The organism is Blastococcus sp. PRF04-17 (genome assembly GCF_023016265.1).
Classification (GTDB): domain Bacteria; phylum Actinomycetota; class Actinomycetes; order Mycobacteriales; family Geodermatophilaceae; genus Blastococcus_B.
This window is the reverse complement of the sequence record NZ_CP095412.1, coordinates 1,007,732-1,024,174: the sequence shown is the minus strand read 5'-3', so window position 1 is coordinate 1,024,174 and position 16,443 is coordinate 1,007,732. Positions and strand designations below refer to the sequence as shown.

General features: G+C 74.8%; 20 protein-coding genes and 1 pseudogene. 18 read left to right on the top strand and 3 right to left on the bottom strand.

Translation table 11 applies throughout. The annotated features are described in order from the left end of the window. Positions 1–3: 3 nt before the first annotated feature. The 10 genes and pseudogenes from gmk to MVA48_RS05120 all read left to right on the top strand — a co-directional run bounded on the left by gmk (position 4) and on the right by MVA48_RS05120 (position 8,548). Positions 4–582: a guanylate kinase gene (gene gmk, locus MVA48_RS05165; RefSeq protein WP_246986518.1), complete on the top strand. Its 579-nt coding sequence runs from the start codon at positions 4–6 to the stop codon at positions 580–582. A 54-nt stretch (positions 583–636) separates the two neighbouring features. Beyond that, entirely contained in the window at positions 637–900 is a 264-nt protein-coding gene (gene rpoZ, locus MVA48_RS05160; protein ID WP_246986515.1) for a DNA-directed RNA polymerase subunit omega, read from the top strand. A gap of 75 nt (positions 901–975) precedes the next feature. Continuing rightward, positions 976–2,202 (top strand): bifunctional phosphopantothenoylcysteine decarboxylase/phosphopantothenate--cysteine ligase CoaBC, encoded by a 1,227-nt coding sequence (gene coaBC, locus MVA48_RS05155; protein ID WP_246986513.1) that lies wholly within the window; start codon positions 976–978, stop codon positions 2,200–2,202. A gap of 108 nt (positions 2,203–2,310) precedes the next feature. After that, positions 2,311–3,504 carry a methionine adenosyltransferase gene (metK, locus tag MVA48_RS05150; RefSeq protein ID WP_246986511.1) on the top strand — a complete coding sequence of 398 codons (1,194 nt, stop codon included), beginning with the start codon at positions 2,311–2,313 and terminating at the stop codon, positions 3,502–3,504. A gap of 95 nt (positions 3,505–3,599) precedes the next feature. Next, entirely contained in the window at positions 3,600–5,555 is a 1,956-nt protein-coding gene (locus tag MVA48_RS05145; RefSeq protein ID WP_246986509.1) for a primosomal protein N', read from the top strand. Between the two features lie 127 nt (positions 5,556–5,682). After that, the gene (def, locus tag MVA48_RS05140) at positions 5,683–6,228 is read left to right on the top strand and encodes a peptide deformylase (protein WP_246986507.1); all 546 of its coding nucleotides are present in this window, start codon (positions 5,683–5,685) and stop codon (positions 6,226–6,228) included. After that, a pseudogene (locus MVA48_RS05135) lies at positions 6,165–6,701 on the top strand (methionyl-tRNA formyltransferase); the annotation flags it as partial. The gene def and the pseudogene MVA48_RS05135, both read left to right, overlap by 64 nt. Before the next feature lie 176 nt (positions 6,702–6,877). Then, the gene (locus tag MVA48_RS05130; RefSeq protein WP_246986505.1) at positions 6,878–7,153 is read left to right on the top strand and encodes a hypothetical protein; all 276 of its coding nucleotides are present in this window, start codon (positions 6,878–6,880) and stop codon (positions 7,151–7,153) included. Next, positions 7,150–8,121 carry a transcription antitermination factor NusB gene (locus MVA48_RS05125; RefSeq protein WP_246986503.1) on the top strand — a complete coding sequence of 324 codons (972 nt, stop codon included), beginning with the start codon at positions 7,150–7,152 and terminating at the stop codon, positions 8,119–8,121. The genes MVA48_RS05130 and MVA48_RS05125 overlap by 4 nt, the downstream gene beginning before the upstream one ends. Beyond that, a complete protein-coding gene (locus MVA48_RS05120) occupies positions 8,060–8,548 on the top strand; it encodes an RsmB/NOP family class I SAM-dependent RNA methyltransferase (RefSeq protein ID WP_371821218.1) in 489 nt (162 codons plus the stop codon). The genes MVA48_RS05125 and MVA48_RS05120 overlap by 62 nt, the downstream gene beginning before the upstream one ends. 6 nt (positions 8,549–8,554) lie before the next feature. On the opposite strand, the gene MVA48_RS05115 is transcribed toward MVA48_RS05120, so the two are convergent. Continuing rightward, complete coding sequence (locus MVA48_RS05115; protein WP_246986501.1) at positions 8,555–9,202, bottom strand: hypothetical protein; 648 nt, start codon at positions 9,200–9,202, stop codon at positions 8,555–8,557. 72 nt (positions 9,203–9,274) lie between these two features. On the opposite strand from MVA48_RS05115, the gene MVA48_RS05110 reads away from it, so the two are divergent. Continuing rightward, complete coding sequence (locus MVA48_RS05110) at positions 9,275–9,775, top strand: hypothetical protein (protein ID WP_246986499.1); 501 nt, start codon at positions 9,275–9,277, stop codon at positions 9,773–9,775. Positions 9,776–9,780: 5 nt separating this feature from the next. Here the strand turns inward: MVA48_RS05110 and MVA48_RS05105 are convergent, their stop codons facing one another. Both MVA48_RS05105 and MVA48_RS05100 read right to left on the bottom strand, forming a co-directional pair. Continuing rightward, positions 9,781–10,353 (bottom strand): GPP34 family phosphoprotein, encoded by a 573-nt coding sequence (locus MVA48_RS05105; protein WP_246986498.1) that lies wholly within the window; start codon positions 10,351–10,353, stop codon positions 9,781–9,783. Beyond that, positions 10,350–10,964 carry a hypothetical protein gene (locus MVA48_RS05100; RefSeq protein ID WP_246986496.1) on the bottom strand — a complete coding sequence of 205 codons (615 nt, stop codon included), beginning with the start codon at positions 10,962–10,964 and terminating at the stop codon, positions 10,350–10,352. Before MVA48_RS05100 ends, MVA48_RS05105 begins: the two co-directional genes overlap by 4 nt. An 85-nt stretch (positions 10,965–11,049) precedes the next feature. Here MVA48_RS05100 and rpe point away from each other — a divergent pair, with 85 nt between their 5' ends. The 7 genes from rpe to hisG all read left to right on the top strand — a co-directional run bounded on the left by rpe (position 11,050) and on the right by hisG (position 16,431). Further along, positions 11,050–11,721, top strand: coding sequence for a ribulose-phosphate 3-epimerase (rpe, locus tag MVA48_RS05095; protein ID WP_246986494.1), 672 nt, complete (start codon positions 11,050–11,052; stop codon positions 11,719–11,721). Next, entirely contained in the window at positions 11,718–12,767 is a 1,050-nt protein-coding gene (gene ribD, locus MVA48_RS05090) for a bifunctional diaminohydroxyphosphoribosylaminopyrimidine deaminase/5-amino-6-(5-phosphoribosylamino)uracil reductase RibD (RefSeq protein ID WP_246986493.1), read from the top strand. The genes rpe and ribD overlap by 4 nt, the downstream gene beginning before the upstream one ends. Position 12,768: 1 nt before the next feature. Continuing rightward, positions 12,769–13,389, top strand: a complete 621-nt coding sequence (locus MVA48_RS05085) for a riboflavin synthase (RefSeq protein WP_246986491.1) — start codon at positions 12,769–12,771, stop codon at positions 13,387–13,389. Further along, entirely contained in the window at positions 13,386–14,705 is a 1,320-nt protein-coding gene (locus tag MVA48_RS05080; protein ID WP_246986489.1) for a bifunctional 3,4-dihydroxy-2-butanone-4-phosphate synthase/GTP cyclohydrolase II, read from the top strand. The genes MVA48_RS05085 and MVA48_RS05080 overlap by 4 nt, the downstream gene beginning before the upstream one ends. Continuing rightward, the gene (gene ribH / locus MVA48_RS05075; RefSeq protein WP_246986487.1) at positions 14,702–15,211 is read left to right on the top strand and encodes a 6,7-dimethyl-8-ribityllumazine synthase; all 510 of its coding nucleotides are present in this window, start codon (positions 14,702–14,704) and stop codon (positions 15,209–15,211) included. The genes MVA48_RS05080 and ribH overlap by 4 nt, the downstream gene beginning before the upstream one ends. Beyond that, complete coding sequence (locus MVA48_RS05070) at positions 15,208–15,471, top strand: phosphoribosyl-ATP diphosphatase (RefSeq protein WP_246986485.1); 264 nt, start codon at positions 15,208–15,210, stop codon at positions 15,469–15,471. The genes ribH and MVA48_RS05070 overlap by 4 nt, the downstream gene beginning before the upstream one ends. 93 nt (positions 15,472–15,564) lie before the next feature. After that, on the top strand, positions 15,565–16,431 hold the full coding sequence (gene hisG / locus MVA48_RS05065) for an ATP phosphoribosyltransferase (RefSeq protein ID WP_246986483.1): 867 nt from the start codon (positions 15,565–15,567) through the stop codon (positions 16,429–16,431). Positions 16,432–16,443 lie beyond the last annotated feature (12 nt).

Below are 16,443 nucleotides of genomic sequence, written 5' to 3'. Positions count from 1 at the left end.
CGAGTGGCAACAGCAACACCGGCACGGCTCACCGTGCTCTCCGGCCCCTCCGGGGTCGGCAAGGGCACGGTCGTGGCGGAGGTCCGGCGCCGGCACCCCGACGTCTGGGTGTCGGTGTCGGTCACCACCCGTCGCCCTCGTCCGGGAGAGCGCGACGGCGACCACTACTGGTTCGTCGACGACGCCGAGTTCGACCGGCTGGTCGCCACCGACGGCCTGCTCGAGTGGGCGGAGTACGCGGGCAACCGCTACGGGACGCCGGCCGGCCCGGTGCGGGACCGGCTGGCGACGGGCCAGCCGGCGCTGCTCGAGATCGAGCTGCAGGGCGCCCGCCAGGTGCGGGCCCGTGACCCGGAGGCCCAGCTGGTCTTCCTCGCGCCGCCGTCCTGGGCGGAGCTGGTGACCCGGCTGGCCGGGCGAGGGTCGGAGCCGCCGGCGGTGCAGGAGCGTCGACTCGCCCTCGCCCAGGCCGAGCTGGACGCGGCCGGGGAGTTCGACGTGGTGGTGGTCAACGACGACGTGGCTCGTGCCGCCGACGAGTTGGTAGGCTTGCTGACTGCGCCCGCACCCGGTCTCCGCTGAGCAGCCGAACAGGTGCAGCGCTTTTTCCCGATCTACTGAGGAGCACGCCCGCCCGTGTCCGGAGTCGCACCTGCCCCCGAGGGCATCACCAACCCGCCGATCGACGAGCTGCTCGAGCGCACCAGCAGCAAGTACGGCCTGGTCATCTTCGCCGCCAAGCGCGCGCGGCAGATCAACGCCTACTACAGCCAGCTGTCGGAGGGTCTGCTGGAGTACGTCGGCCCGCTGGTCGACACCGCTCCGCAGGAGAAGCCGCTCTCCATCACGCTCCGCGAGATCAACGAGGGTCTGCTGACCCACACCGCGGGTGAGAACTGAGCAACACCCCGAACTGATGACGAAGCACCCGGCAGTCCCTGCCGGGTGCTTCGTCGTGTTGGGAGGATGGAACCCGTGAGTCGCATCGTGCTGGGTGTCAGCGGGGGAGTGGCCGCCTACAAGGCCGCCTTCGTGCTGCGCGCGTTCACCGAGGCAGGCCACGACGTCCGTGTCGTCCCGACGCCGGGTGCCCTGCACTTCGTGGGCGCGGCCACCTTCGAGGCGCTGTCGGGCAACCCGGTCACCACCGACGTCTGGTCCGACGTCCCCGAGGTGGCGCACGTGCGCATCGGGCAGTCGGCTGATCTGGTCGTCGTCGCCCCGGCCACCGCCGACCTGCTCGCCCGCGCCGCCATGGGCCGCGCCGACGACCTGCTCACCGCCACGTTGCTGACCGCCTCCTGCCCGGTGGTCTTCGTGCCCGCGATGCACACCGAGATGTGGCTGCACCCGGCGACGCAGGACAACGTGGCCACCCTCCGTCGCCGCGGCGCCGTCGTCCTCCCTCCGGCGGTCGGCCGGCTCACCGGCCCCGACTCGGGGCCCGGCCGGCTGCCCGAACCCGCCGACATCGCCGCGCTGGCCCTCGTCGCGCTGCAGCAGGGTGCGGACGCCCTGGCACCGGACCTGACCGGACGGCGCGTGGTCATCAGCGCCGGCGGAACGCGCGAACCGCTGGACCCGGTGCGCTACCTGGGCAACCGTTCGTCGGGCAAGCAGGGCTGGGCGCTGGCCCGCGTGGCCGCCGCCCGCGGCGCCGAGGTCGTCCTGGTCGCCGCGAACGTCGACATGCCGGCGCCGTTCGGCGCCCGGGTCGTCCCGGTCGGGACGGCGGAGGAGCTGCGCGCGGCGATGCTCGCGGAGGCCAAGGAGGCCGACGTCGTCGTGATGGCCGCGGCGGTCGCCGACTTCCGGCCCGAGCACGCCGCGTCCACCAAGCTGAAGAAGGGCTCGGCCGCCGAGCCGAGCGCGGTGCCGCTGGTCCGCAACCCCGACGTCCTCGTGGAGCTGGTGGCCCGGCGGGCGCCGGGCCAGCTGGTGGTCGGCTTCGCGGCCGAGACCGGCGACGAGGACGGCGACGTGCTCGCCCACGCGCGGGCCAAGCTGACCCGCAAGGGCTGCGACGTGCTGGTGGTCAACGACGTCTCCGCCGGGCAGGCGTTCGGGCGGCCCGACAACGCGGCGGTCGTCCTCGCCGCCGACGGCTCGGCCACCGAGGTGCCGCACGGCAGCAAGGACGCCGTCGCCGCGGGGATCTGGGCGACGATCACGTCTCAGTCGCCCCGCCCGTCCCAGCCGTAGGGGGTTCCCCCGGCAGCTGCCGGCCGCCGGTCTCGGCCAGGTAACGTTCCCGTCGGGTCGTGCGACGTCCGGCCCGCCGACGCCTATCGCCGACCCAGGAGTACCGACATGCCACGCCGTCTCTTCACCTCCGAGTCGGTGACCGAGGGCCACCCGGACAAGATCGCCGACCAGATCAGCGACTCGATCCTCGACGCGATGCTCGCGCAGGACCCGAAGAGCCGCGTCGCCGTCGAGACCCTGATCACCACCGGCCAGGTCCACATCGCCGGTGAGGTCACCACCGCCGGCTACGTGGACATCGCCGCCATCGTCCGCGACACGGTGCTCCGCATCGGCTACGACTCCTCCCGCAAGGGCTTCGACGGCGCGTCCTGCGGCGTGAGCGTCTCGATCGGTGCGCAGTCTCCCGACATCGCCCAGGGCGTCGACACCGCCTACGAGGCACGCACCCACACCGACGAGGACGAGATCGCCCGCCAGGGTGCCGGTGACCAGGGCCTCATGTTCGGCTACGCGACCGACGAGACGCCCGAGCTCATGCCGTTGCCGATCGCGCTGGCCCACCGCCTGGCCCGCCGGCTGTCCGCCGTCCGCAAGGACGGGTCGGTGCCCTACCTGCGCCCCGACGGCAAGACCCAGGTCACGGTCGTCTACGAGGACGACCAGCCGGTCGCCGTCGAGACCGTCGTCGTCTCCTCGCAGCACGCCGAGGACATCTCGATCGACCAGCTGCTCACCCCCGACATCAAGGAGCTCGTCGTCGAGCCCGAGCTCGCCGCGCTCGGCCTGCCCACCGACGGCTACCGCCTGCTGGTCAACCCGACCGGCAAGTTCGTCATCGGCGGCCCCATGGGCGATGCCGGGTTGACCGGCCGCAAGATCATCGTCGACACGTACGGCGGCATGGCCCGCCACGGCGGTGGCGCCTTCTCGGGCAAGGACCCGTCGAAGGTCGACCGCTCCGCCGCCTACGCCATGCGCTGGGTCGCCAAGAACGTGGTGGCGGCCGGGCTGGCCAAGCGCTGCGAGGTCCAGGTCGCCTACGCGATCGGCGCCGCCCACCCGGTCGGCCTGTTCGTCGAGACCTTCGGCACGGGCACGGTGGCCGACGACGTCCTCGAGAAGGCGATCAGCACCGTGTTCGACCTGCGCCCCGGCGCGATCGTGCGCGACCTCGACCTGCTGCGGCCGATCTACGCCCCGACCGCGGCCTACGGTCACTTCGGCCGCACCGACGTCGACCTGCCGTGGGAGAAGACCGACCGCGTCGACGCGCTCCGCTCGGCCGTGGGCGTCTGAGCGAGGACACTCAGGCCCGCTTCAGGGGCCCGCTCCGAGCTCGCGAGGAGTGGGCGGAAGCGGGTCCTTCTGCCGGCGACCCGGGCCGCCCGTTGGTGGCCCGGGTCGTCGTCGATGTGCCCCTGGCCCACCTGGACCGGCCCTTCGACTACGCCGTCCCCGAGAAGTTCGCCGACGTGGTGCGGCCCGGCTGCCGGGTGCGGGTCCGGTTCAGCGGGCAGCTGCTCGACGGGTTCGTGCTGTCGCTGGACGACGCCACGGACTTCTCCGGCAAGCTGCTGCCGCTGGCGCACGTACCCTCCGGCGAGCCGGTGCTCACCCCGCAGGTCGCCCGCCTGGCCCGGCAGGTGGCCGACCGGTACGCCGGCACCATGGGCGACGTCCTGCGGCTGGCGCTGCCCCCGCGCCGCGCCGCCGCCGAGAAGCGCGACACCCCGACGCCGGCGGCCCTTCCCGGGGCGCCCGACCCTGCTGGCTTCGCCCGGTACTCCGCCGGCCCGGGGCTGCTGACCGCCCTGGCGGAGGGGCGGCCCGCCCGAGCGGTCTGGACGGCGCTGCCCGGGGAGGACTGGCCCGCCCGCCTGGTCGAGCTGTGCCAGGCCGCGCTCGCCGGACGGCGGGGCGCGCTGGTCGTCGTCCCCGACGGCCGCGACCTGGACCGGCTCACCGCCGCAGCGGCGCGGCTGCTGCCGGAGCACTCGTACACGGTGTTGCGCGCCGACGACTCGCCCGAGAAGCGCTACCGCTCCTTCCTCGCCGCCTCCCGCGGCGCCGCCCAGGTGGTCCTGGGCACCCGCTCGGCGATGTTCGCGCCGGTCCGGGACATGGGGCTCGTCGTCGTCTGGGACGACGGCGACGACCTGCACGCCGACGAGCACGCCCCCTATCCGCACGTGCGCGACGTGCTGGTCCAGCGGGCCTGGCTGGACAGCTGCGCGGCCGTCGTCGCCGGTACCGCGCGGACCGCCGAGGCGGCGCTGCTCGTGGAGTCCGGCTGGGCGCACGAACTGGTCGCCGATCGCGTGGTCCTGCGGTCGGCCGCGCCGCGGGTCCAAGCCCTCGGCGACGACTTCGAGCTGGCCCGCGACCCCGCAGCCCGTTCCGCCCGGCTGCCCTCGCTGGCGCACGAGGTCGCGCGGAAGGCCCTCGCCGGTGGCGCGCCGGTGCTGGTGCAGGTGCCCCGCCGCGGCTACGTGCCCTCGCTGTCCTGCGCCCGCTGCCGGTTGCCGGCCCGGTGCGCACACTGCGCCGGGCCGCTGGGCATCTCGCCACGTCCCGGTCCGGGCGGTGCCCGGATCCCCGCCTGCCGTTGGTGCGCCCGGCCGGCGGCGACGTTCGACTGCCCGCACTGCCACGGGACCAAGCTGCGCGCGGCGGTGGTGGGGGAGTCGCGGACGGCCGAGGAGCTCGCCCGGGCGTTCCCGGGGACGACGGTCCGCACCTCCGGCAGCACGTCGGGCGTGCTCGCTACGGTGCCCGCCGGGCCGTCGCTGGTGGTGTCCACCCCGGGCGCGGAGCCGGTGGCCGAGGGCGGCTACGGCGCGGCGCTGCTGCTCGACTCCTGGGCGCTGCTCGGCCGGGCCGACCTGCGGGCCGGCGAGGAGGCCCTGCGCCGCTGGATGAACGCCGCCGCCCTCGTCCGGCCGGCCGCCACGGGAGGGGCGGTCGTCGTCGCGGCCGACGCCGCGCACCCCGTCGTCCAAGCGCTGGTCCGCTGGGATCCGGCGGGGCTGGCCGCCCGCGAGCTCGCCGACCGGCGGGAACTGGGCTTTCCCCCGGCCACCCGCATCGCCGCGCTCTCCGGTTCGCCCGCAGCCCTCGCGGAGTTCCTCGACGACCTGCGGCTGCCCGAGGGCGCCGACCTGCTGGGCCCGGTGCCGGAGCCGCCCCGGCCCGGCCAGGAGGGCGAGCGGGAGCGCTATCTGGTGCGGGTGCCGCGCACCGAGGGAGTGGCGCTGGCGCACGCGCTCAGCGAGGTGCAGGGCGTGCGCAGCGCCAGGAAGGTCGCCGAGCACGTGCGCGTGCAGCTCGACCCCCTCGACCTGGCCTGAATCACCCCGTGATCATCGGCAGGTGGCTGCTGCCTCCAGCGTGTCCGGCAGCCACTTGACGATGATCACGGTCGCGGGGTGGCGGTCGTCGCGCTGGGCTGACGCGGACGCCGCCTAGGATCGAGCGGTGAGCGTGACCCCGATCCGGCTGTTCGGCGACCCGGTGCTGCGCACCCCGGCGACCCCTGTCGTGGACTTCGACAAGGAGCTCCGGCAGCTGGTCGGCGACCTGACCGAGACGATGTTCGCCGCGGGCGGCGCCGGCCTGGCCGCTCCGCAGATCGGTGTCGGGCTCCGGGTGTTCACCTGGTACGTCGACGGCGAGGTCGGCCACCTGGTGAACCCGGACGTCCTCCCGGTGGGCGAGGAGACCGAGGAGGCGCCGGAGGGCTGCCTGTCCATCCCGGGCTACCGCTGGGACTGCCGCCGCCACCTGCACGTCGTGGCCAGCGGCTGGAACATGCACGGCGAACCGGTCGAGGTGGAGGGGTCGGAGCTGCTCGCCCGCGCCATCCAGCACGAGACCGACCACCTCGAGGGGGTCCTGTTCGTCGACCGGCTGGACGCCGAGGCGCGGGCCGCCGCACTGGCCGAGCTCGCCGCGGCCGAGTGGACCGGCGAGCAGGCCTACCTCCCGGCACCGGCTCCCGTCGTGAAGGTGAGCCCCCACTGAGGCTCCTGTTCGCCGGCACGCCGGAGCCGGCCGTTCCGTCGCTCGAGGCGCTGCTGGCGTCGCGGCACGAGGTGGTCGCGGTGCTCACCCGGCCCGACGCCCCCTCCGGCCGCGGCCGGAGGCTCAGCCGGTCACCGGTCGCCGAGCGGGCCGACGCCGCCGGGATTCCCGTCCTGCAGCCGCGGTCGCCGCGCGAGCCGGAGTTCCTCGAGCAGCTGGCCACCCTCGACGTCGACGCCGCACCGGTCGTCGCCTACGGTGCGCTGATCCCGCGGGCCGCCCTCGACCTGCCGCGGCACGGCTGGATCAACCTGCACTTCTCGCTGCTGCCCGCCTGGCGGGGCGCGGCGCCGGTGCAGCACGCGATCATGGCCGGCGACGAGATCACCGGTGCGGCGACCTTCCGCCTGGAGGCGGGGCTCGACACCGGTCCGGTCTTCGGCACCGTGACCGAGGCGATCGGTCCACGCGACACCGCCGGCGACCTGCTCGGCCGGCTCTCGGTCAGCGGCGCCGCCCTGCTGGTGGCCACCCTCGACGGCATCGCCGACGGCACCCTCGAGGCGCGCCCGCAGCGGCCGAGGGCATCAGCCTCGCCCCGCGGATCGAGACCGCCGACGCCCGCGTCGACTGGGCGCTGCCCGCGCACGTGGTCGACCGGCGCATCCGCGGCGTCACGCCGGCCCCGGGCGCCTGGACGACGTGGCGCGGCGAGCGGCTGCGACTCGGGCCCGTCACGCCCCTGCCGGACGGCCCGGACCTCGCGCCCGGCGAGCTGGCGGTCGACGGGCGCGAGGTCTGCGTCGGCACGGGCAACGGCGCGGTGCGGCTGGGCGAGGTCCAGCCCGCCGGCAAGCGCATGTTCCCGGCCGCCGACTGGGCCCGCGGCGCCCGCCCGGCCGCGGGGGAACGGGTGGGCACGTGAGCTCGCCGCCCCGCCGGAAGGGTGGTTCGGGTCCGGGACGCCGACGGCACCCCGCGACCCGCCGTCCCCGGCTGGACGGCGCCCGGCTGACCGCCTACGACGTGCTGGACGGCGTCACCTCTCGGGACGCCTACGCCAACCTGCTCCTGCCGCAGCTGCTGCGCGAACGGCCCGAGCTCGACGAGCGGGACGCCGCCTTCGCCACGCAGCTGGCCTACGGCACGCTGCGCGCCCAGGGCACGCTCGACGCGATCCTGGCCGGCCTCGTGTCCCGCCCGCTGGCCGACCTCGACCCGCGGGTGCTCGATCTGCTGCGACTGGGCGTCTACCAGCTGATCGACCTGCGCGTGCCGTCGCACGCTGCGGTGGACACCACCGTCGACCTCACCCGCGCGATCGTCGGCACCGGCGCTTCCGGTCTGGTCAACGCCGTCCTGCGCAAGGTGGCCGCGGGCGGCGACCGGGCGGCGTGGCTGGACCGGCTGGGGGCCGACGGCGACGAGCGGCTGGCGCTGGCCACCGACCATCCGCGCTGGATCGTCGGCGCGTGGCGGGACGCGCTCGACCGGGCGGACGAGGTCGAGCCGGCGCTGCTCGCCGACGACGCGGCGCCGGAGGTGCACCTGGTGGCCCGCCGGATCGACCGGGCGGCGCTCGCCGAGGAGTCGGGCGGGCAGCCGGGGCCGTGGTCGCCGTATGCCGTCCGGCTGCCCTCGGGCGACCCAGGACGGCTCCGGTCCGTGCGGTCCGGGGACGCCGCCGTGCAGGACGAGGGCAGCCAGCTCGCGGCCCTCCTGCTGACCCGCGCGCCGCTCGAAGGTCGCGACACCGCATGGCTGGACGTGTGCGCCGGGCCCGGCGGCAAGTCGGGGGTGCTGGCCGCCGTCCGGCCGGGCCGGCGTACGGCTGACCGCAGCCGACCGTGCCCCGCACCGGGCCGAGCTCGTCCGCACGGCGCTGTCCGGTGAGGACGACGTCGAGGTGCTCACCGCCGACAGCACGGCGCCGCCGTGGGCACCCGGCACCTTCGACCGCGTGCTGCTCGACGCCCCCTGCACGGGGCTCGGGGCCCCTGCGCCGCCGCCCGAGGTGCGCTGGCGTCGGACGCCGGACGACGTCCCCCCGCTGGTCGAGCTGCAGACCGCCCTGCTGGACAGTGCGCTCGCCTCGGTGCGCCCCGGCGGGGTCGTCGCCTACGTGACCTGCTCCCCGCACACGGCGGAGACCGTCGAGGTCGTGGACGCCGCCGCGGCCCGCGACGACGTCGAGGTGCTGCCGGTCGCGCCGCTGTTCCCGGAGGTGCCCGACATGGCCCGCGGTGAGTACGGGCAGCTGTGGCCGCACCGGCACGGCACCGACGCCATGTTCATGGCGCTGCTCCGCCGCACCCGCTGACCGGCGTCAGTCGCCGAACACCAGCACGCCGACCAGGCCCACGCCGACTCCGATCACCAGCGTGCCCACGAGGAGCCACAGGAGGCCGCGGCCGGACGTCAGTCGCTCGCGGCGCGTCGGCGGTGGCACCTCGCGCGCCGGTCCCGGCGGGTCGGCCACCCAGCGGCGCGCCGCGGCCGTCGTCCGGCGCCAGTGGACGACGAACGCGACGGTCGCCCCGGCGACGACCAGGGCGGCCGGCACGGTCGTCAGTGGCCGGTCCCACCGAGCCCCCAGCAACAGCGCCGCGGGAGTCAGCGGGAAGATCCACCCCAGGGTGCGCATGCCCGAGAGCTGGCGGGCGGCGACATCGACCCGCTCACGCACGCCCGGCCCCGGGTCGACGCGATGCCGCAGCGCGTAGCGGAACCGCAGCATGCGGGCGCGCGGGCCGGTGCGGGCGCGGAGCACCACGACCGCCTGGAGGAGGGCGAAACCGGCGAGGAAGATCCCCACCGCGAGCCAGGCCGCACTGCCCTCCCTCAGCACGAAGCGCCCGGTGAGCAGCACGATGGCCGCGAAGAACGCCGCGGAGACGAGGAACGCCGGCCCGCCGGATCGGCGCTCCCGCCGTTCGACGGCCGCCCAGTCGACGGACTCGCCGGTCTCGGTCATGGCCGCAGGCTAATGACACGCGGCCCCGACCTGCAGGTTCACCCGGGCAGGACCGCCCGATAGCGTGGCGCCGTGGCCTGGCTCCCCGACGACTTCGCGCACCCGACCCGCGTGGACCTGCCGACGGGGCAGCACCTGCGCCCCATGGGCGCGGCCGACACCGAGATCGACTACCCGGCCGTCATGGGCTCCCGCGAGCGGCTGTGGTCGATCTACGGGGAGGCGTGGGGCTGGCCGCCGGCGCACATGACGATCGAGGCCGACCGCGACGACCTCGCCCACCACGAGCGCGAGATCGCCGCCCACGAGAGCTTCCTGTACGGCCTGTTCGAGGAGGACGAGGCCGAGCTGCTCGGCTGCCTCTACGTCGATCCGCCCGAGAAGCAGGGCGAGGCCGGCGCCGAGGTCTCCTGGTGGGTCGTCGACGAGCTCGTCGGCAGCGACGTCGAGCGGGCGTTCGACGAATTGGTGCCGCGCTGGCTGGAGGAGGTGTGGCCGCTCCCCGCCCGCCCCCGGTACGTGGGCCGTGACCTCTCCTGGGCGGAGTGGAACGCGCTGCCCGATCGCGGCTGACGCCGTCAGAAGGGGCCGGCAGCGCCGATCCCGAGGTTGCGCCGGTGAGAGCGGTGCAGGTGGTCGGTGACGGCCTCGCAGATCCAGCGCAGGGGGCCGGTGCGCACCAGTTGCTCCTCGCCGATCTCGTCCGGCGGTCCCAGCGCACCGCAGGCCGTCGCCAGCGCCAGTACCGCCGCTGTGTCGGGATGCTCCGGGTCCAGCTCCTGGTCGGCGAGCGGCGTGTGATCGGTGTAGCGCGTTCCCAGCAGTGACCGGCTCTCGGTCCACAGCCCGGCGGCCACGCAGGCCTCGGCCACCTCGCGCATGCGCACTCCGCCATGCTCCAGCCACCAGTCCAGCGACTGCTCGGGCTCGATCAGAACGGCGGCCAGCAGCCGGTCGGCCGGGCCGAAGGCGGTCGGCGTGCCGTCGACGACGACCCCGTCCGGCTCGTCGGTGAGCCGGCCGGCACGCGCGAGGTCCACGAGCAGTGCGCCTCGTGCGGCGACGTCCCACAGGCCGTAGTCCAGCAGCCGGCCCTTGTCGTCCAGGCAGAGCGCGGCCAGCCTGACGGTGATCCCCTCCTCGGGGTTCACCACTGCGGACCCGTCTCGCGGGGCAGCGGATCGCCCAGCCAGCGCCGTGCCAGCCGGAGCCGGCGCCACCGGGACACCACGAGCAACCCGCACACGAGGACGACGGCCACGCTGGCCGCCGCCCTCCCGACGACGTTCAAGCCCGCTTCCTGCATCCCTGCGAGCGCGGCGGCGCACAGCAGGGGGCACACGACGAAGGCCGCCGTCGACCACCACCGGATCGCCCGCGCCCGCTTCGTGACCAGCTCCCGATCGCCGGCGCCGATGCTCACGTGCGTGCGCAGGGCGTGCTCGATGCGGACCTCCTGACGGGCCGCCTCCTCCCATTGCACCCGTCCGGACGCCGTGGCATGCGACAGGCTCGCGTCGCCGCTCACGAGGAGCGCCAACGCGAGCCAGATCCAGTCCGAGGCACCCATCGGCCGCTCGAGGACCAGGGTGCTCACCAGCGGGACGGCGAGGAGCACCGCGACGAGCAGCGTCACGTTCCGCCACTCGGCGGACCGTCGCCGGCGCAGCTCGGCGGCCCAGTCCACCGGCTGCCAGCCGACCTCCGCCGCAGGCTGCGCCGCCGCCTCGGCCTCCACGTGCTGCATTCGGTCGTCGGCCACGGGCGAAGCCTAGGGCCGACCCGGGGCTGGGGCGGCCGCCGCGCGGAGGAGGGGTGGTTCGGCCCGGCACCTAGACTCGGCGGACGTGCCCCGGGAACCGATGATCGCGCCGAGCCTGCTGTCGGCGGACTTCGCGCGCCTGGCCGAGGAGTCCCGGCGGGTCTCCGACGCGGACTGGCTGCACTTCGACGTCATGGACGCGCACTTCGTGCCCAACCTGACCTTCGGCCTGCCGGTCATGGCGGCGGTACAGGCGGTCAGCCCGGTGCCCCTCGACTGTCACCTGATGATCGAGAACCCGGAGCGCTGGGCGCCGGGCTACGCCGAGGCCGGCGCCGGCAACGTCACGATCCACGCCGAGGCCGCCGCCGACCCCCGGGCCGTGGCCCGGGACATCCGCGCCGCCGGCGCGCTCGCGGGTCTGGCCCTCAAGCCCGGGACGCCGCTCGAGGGCTTCCTCGACGTCCTCCGCGACTTCGACACCCTGCTGGTCATGACCGTCGAGCCCGGCTTCGGGGGACAGGAGTTCATCGCCGACGTCCTGCCCAAGGTGCGCCGCGCCCGTGAGCTCGTCGACGCCGGCCACCTGACGCTGTTCGTCGAGGTGGACGGCGGCATCAACGCCGACACGATCGAGCAGGCCGCAGCGGCCGGTGCCGACGTCTTCGTGGCCGGCTCGGCGGTCTACGGGGCCGACGATCCAGGGAAGGCGATCGAGGCCCTGCGGGCGCAGGCCGCCGGAGCCATGCCGGCGTGACCGTCGGTCCCACGGAGCTCCGGGCGATGGCCCGGGCCCGCGAGCTGGGTGCCGCTGTCCTGGGGACGACGAGCCCGAACCCGCCGGTCGGTGCCGTGATCCTCGACGCGGAGGGCGGGCCGGCCGGCGAGGGGGCGACCGCGCCCCCGGGCGGGCCGCACGCCGAGGTGGTGGCCCTGGCCGCGGCCGGCGAGCGGGCCCGCGGCGGCACGGCCGTCGTCACCCTCGAGCCGTGCGCGCACACCGGCCGGACCGGGCCGTGCGCCGACGCGCTGCTCGCCGCCGGCATCGCCCGCGTCGTCGTCGCCGTCCCGGAGCCGACGGAGCTGGCCGCCGGGGGAGCGGAGCGGCTGCGCGCCGCGGGCGTCGACGTCGTCCTCGGGGTCGAGCGGTCCGAGGCGGAGGACGGCGCCCTGGCCGGCTGGCTGACCGGCGTCCGCGAGTACCGGCCGTTCGTCGTCTGGAAGACCGCTGCGACCCTCGACGGGCGGGTGGCCGCAGCCGACGGCAGCAGCCGCTGGATCACCGGCGAGCAGGCGCGGGCCGCCGTCCACCGGCTGCGGGCCACCTGCGACGCGGTGGTGGTCGGTGTGGGGACGGCGCTGACCGACGACCCGCAGCTGACCGTGCGCGACGGCTCGGGGCGGCGGCCGCTGCGGGTGATCGCCGACCGCCAGGGCCGCCTGCCGGAGACCGCCCGCGTGCTCGACGACGCGGCCCCCACGCTGGTCAGCCGCGCGGCCGACCCCGCGGCCCTGCTCGCCGAGCTCTTCGAGCGTGACGTCCGCCGGGTGCTGCTCGAAGGCGGGCCCACCCTGGCCGCCGCGTTCCTGCGCGACGGGCTGGTGGACGAGGCGGTGATCCACGTCGCACCGAAGCTGCTCGGCGCCGGCCCGTCCCTGGTCAGCGACCTGGGAATTCCCTCGATCGGTGGCGCGCTGACCTTCTCGATCGTCGAGGTCACCCCCCTGGGCGGGGACGTGCAGCTCCGGCTGCGTCCCAACCGTCACACTGGGGGCCGGCAGTCCGCGCACGGAGGGAGTTGAGGTGTTCACCGGCATCGTCGAAGAGGTGGGCACCGTCGTCGTCCGCGAGGAGCGAGGAGGACCTGCGGGAGACGCAGCGGTCCTGCGCATCCGGGCCGATCGCGTCCTGCAGGGCGTCGCCCTCGGCGACTCCATCGCCGTCAACGGCGTCTGCCTCACCGTGACCGGAGTGGACGACGGAGTCTGGAGCACCGACGTGATGGCCGAGACGCTGCGCCGCAGCAGTCTCGGCGAGGCCGCCGCAGGGCAGCCGGTCAATCTCGAGCGGGCGGTCACGCCGCACACCCGGCTCGGCGGGCACCTGATGCAGGGCCACGTCGACGGGATGGGCCACGTCATCGCCCGCACCCCCGGCGAGCGCTGGGAGGTCGTCCGCCTGGGGCTGCCCCGTGAGCTCGCCCGCTACGTCGTCGAGAAGGGCTCGATCGCCGTCGACGGCGTCTCGCTGACCGTGAGCGCCGTCAGCGCCGCCGAGGTCCCCGAGCCGTGGTTCGAGGTCAGCCTCATCCCCACCACCCTCCGCGAGACCACGCTGGGCACCCTGGCGCCGGGGGACCCCGTCAACCTGGAGGTCGACGTGATCGCCAAGTACGTCGAGCGGCTGCTGGGAGCCCCGCGATGACGGGACCCCTGGGCCGGCTCGACTCCATCGAGACCGCCATCGCCGCGATCAAGAGCGGCAAGCCGGTCGTCGTCATCGACGACGAGGACCGCGAGAACGAGGGCGACCTCATCTTCGCCTCCGAGCTGGCGACCCCCGACCTCGTCGCGTTCATGGTCCGGTACACGTCGGGCTACATCTGCGTCGCGGTGACCGAGGGCGACGCCGACCGGCTCGACCTGCCGCCCATGTTCCGGGTCAACCAGGACCGGCACGGCACCGCTTACACGGTCACCGTCGACGCCCGCGAGGGCATCACCACGGGCATCTCCGCGGCCGACCGGGCCACCACGATCCGGACGCTGGCCGCCGCCGACACCACCGCACAGGACCTCAGCCGGCCCGGTCACATCGTGCCGCTGCGCGCCAAGGACGGCGGGGTGCTGCGCCGACCCGGGCACACGGAGGCCGCCGTCGACCTGGCCGTGCTCGCCGGACTGCGGCCCTCGGGCACGCTGTGCGAGATCGTCAGCGAGAAGGACCCCACCGGCATGGCCCGTGGCGAGGAGCTGCGCGTCTTCGCCGACGAGCACGACCTGGTGATGATCTCGATCGCCGACCTGATCGCCTACCGCAAGCGGTTCGACAAGCTCGTCGAACGGGTCGCCGAAGCGATCGTCCCGCTGGTGCCCGGCACCTTCACCGCCGTCGGCTACCGCAGCTCGTACGACGAGCGCGAGCACGTGGCGTTCGTCTACGGCGAGATCGGCGACGGCAACGACGTGCTCGTCCGCGTGCACTCCGAGTGCCTGACCGGCGACGTCTTCGGCTCGTTGCGCTGCGACTGCGGTCCGCAGCTGCAGGCCGCGCTGGCCGCCGTGGCCCAGGAGGGCCGCGGCATCGTGCTCTACATCCGGGGGCACGAGGGCCGGGGGATCGGCCTCCTGCACAAGCTGCAGGCCTACCAGCTGCAGGACCTCGGGCTCGACACCGTCGACGCCAACCTCGACCTCGGGCTGCCCGCCGACGCCCGTGACTACGGCACCGGCGCACAGATCCTGGTCGACCTGGGCGTGCGCACGATGCGGCTGCTGAGCAACAACCCCGCCAAGCGGGCGGGGCTCGAGGGCTACGGGCTCAAGATCGTCGGCCGCGTGCCGCTGCCCAGCCACGTGACCGCCGAGAACCTCAGTTACCTGCGCACCAAGCGCGACCGCATGGGACACCTGCTCGACATCATCGAGCCGGAGACCGAGGGCGGTCCGGCGGACACCCCGCCGCACGCCGACCCGATCCCCGAGAACGTGCCCGTCCGCGTCGACGAGCAGCCGTCATGAGCGGGGCCGGAGCGCCTCAGGCGGAGCCGGTGGACGCGGCCGGGCTGAGCCTGGGCATCGTCGCCACCACGTGGCACGGCGAGCTCACCGACCAGTTGCTGGCGCGCGCCGTCGAGGCGGCGAAGGCCAGCGGTGTCGTCGACACCACGGTCGTGCGGGTGCCCGGGGCCGTCGAGCTGCCCGTGGTCGCCCAGGCCCTCGCCGAGCGGCACGACGCCGTCGTCGCCCTCGGCGTGGTCGTCCGGGGCGGCACGCCGCACTTCGAGTACGTCTGCGACGCGGTCACCGCCGGGCTGACCCGGGTCGCCCTCGACGCCGGCAAGCCGGTCGGCAACGGCGTCCTCACCTGTGACACCGAGCAGCAGGCGCGGGACCGCGCCGGCCTGACCGGCTCCGCCGAGGACAAGGGGTGGGAGGCCGCCGTCGCGGCGCTCGCCACCGCCCTGACCCTGCGCGAGCTGCGCTCGCCACAGCGCCGCACGGGCTTCACGGCGGGGATGTCGTGAAGACCTTCGACGAGCTGTTCGCCGAGCTGTCGGCGAAGGTGGCCGCCGCCGAGGCGGGGTCCGGCACCGTGCAGGCGGTGCGCGACGGGGTCCACGCGGCGGGGAAGAAGGTCGTCGAAGAGGCCTCCGAGGCATGGATGGCCGCCGAGCACGAGACCAACGAGCGGACGGCGGAGGAGATCAGCCAGCTCCTCTATCGGGTGCAGGTCCTCATGCTGACGCGGGGACTCACCCTCGACGACGTCTACGCTCACCTCTGAGAAAGGACCCTCGAGCCCCCCACGGCACGCTCCGCGCGCCGCGGGTCCCTGCTCGAGGGCCGCCCTGTCATCTCACGTCCGAGGAGACCTCGAGTGCTGCGCATCGCCGTGCCCAACAAGGGCGTCCTGAGCGAGCCCGCGGCCGAGATGCTCGCCGAGAGCGGCTACCGCCAGCGGCGCAGCACCAAGGACCTCGCGGTCTACGACCCCGACAACGACACCGAGTTCTTCTACCTGCGCCCTCGGGACATCGCCGTGTACGTCGCAGCCGGCACGCTGGACGTCGGCATCACCGGCCGCGACATGCTGCTGGAGACCGCGCCGGACGACGGCGAGGGCCACGCCGCGGTCGAGGTCATGCCGCTGGGCTTCGGTCGCTCGTCCTTCCGCTTCGCCGCCCCCGTCGAGTCGGGCATCGAGCGCGTCGACCAGCTGGCGGGCAAGCGGATCGCCACCGCCTATCCGGTGCTGCTGCAGCGGTATCTGTCGGAGTCGGGCATCAAGGCGGGCGTGGTCAAGCTCGACGGCGCGGTGGAGACGGCGTGCCGGCTCGGTGTCGCCGACGCCGTCTGCGACGTCGTGGAGACCGGGACGACGCTGCGGGCGGCCGGCCTGCAGATCATCGGTGACCCGGTGCTGGCCAGCGAGGCGATCCTGGTGCGGCGCGAGGGCGCCGAGGAGATCCCGGCCGTCGCGCAACTGCGCCGGCGGCTGCGCGGGGTGATGGTCGCCCGCCAGTACGTCCTGCTCGACTACGACTGCCCCAACGACCTGCTGGAGAAGGCCACCGCCGTGACCCCCGGGCTCGAGGGGCCGACGGTCAGCCCCCTGCAGACGCCCGGCTGGTCCGCGGTGCGCGCGATGGTGCGGCAGAAGGACACCAACCGGGTGATGGACGAGCTGTGGGAGCTCGGCGCCCGGGCGATCCTCGTGACCAGCATCCACGCGTCCCGGATCTGAGCAAGGGCCCCG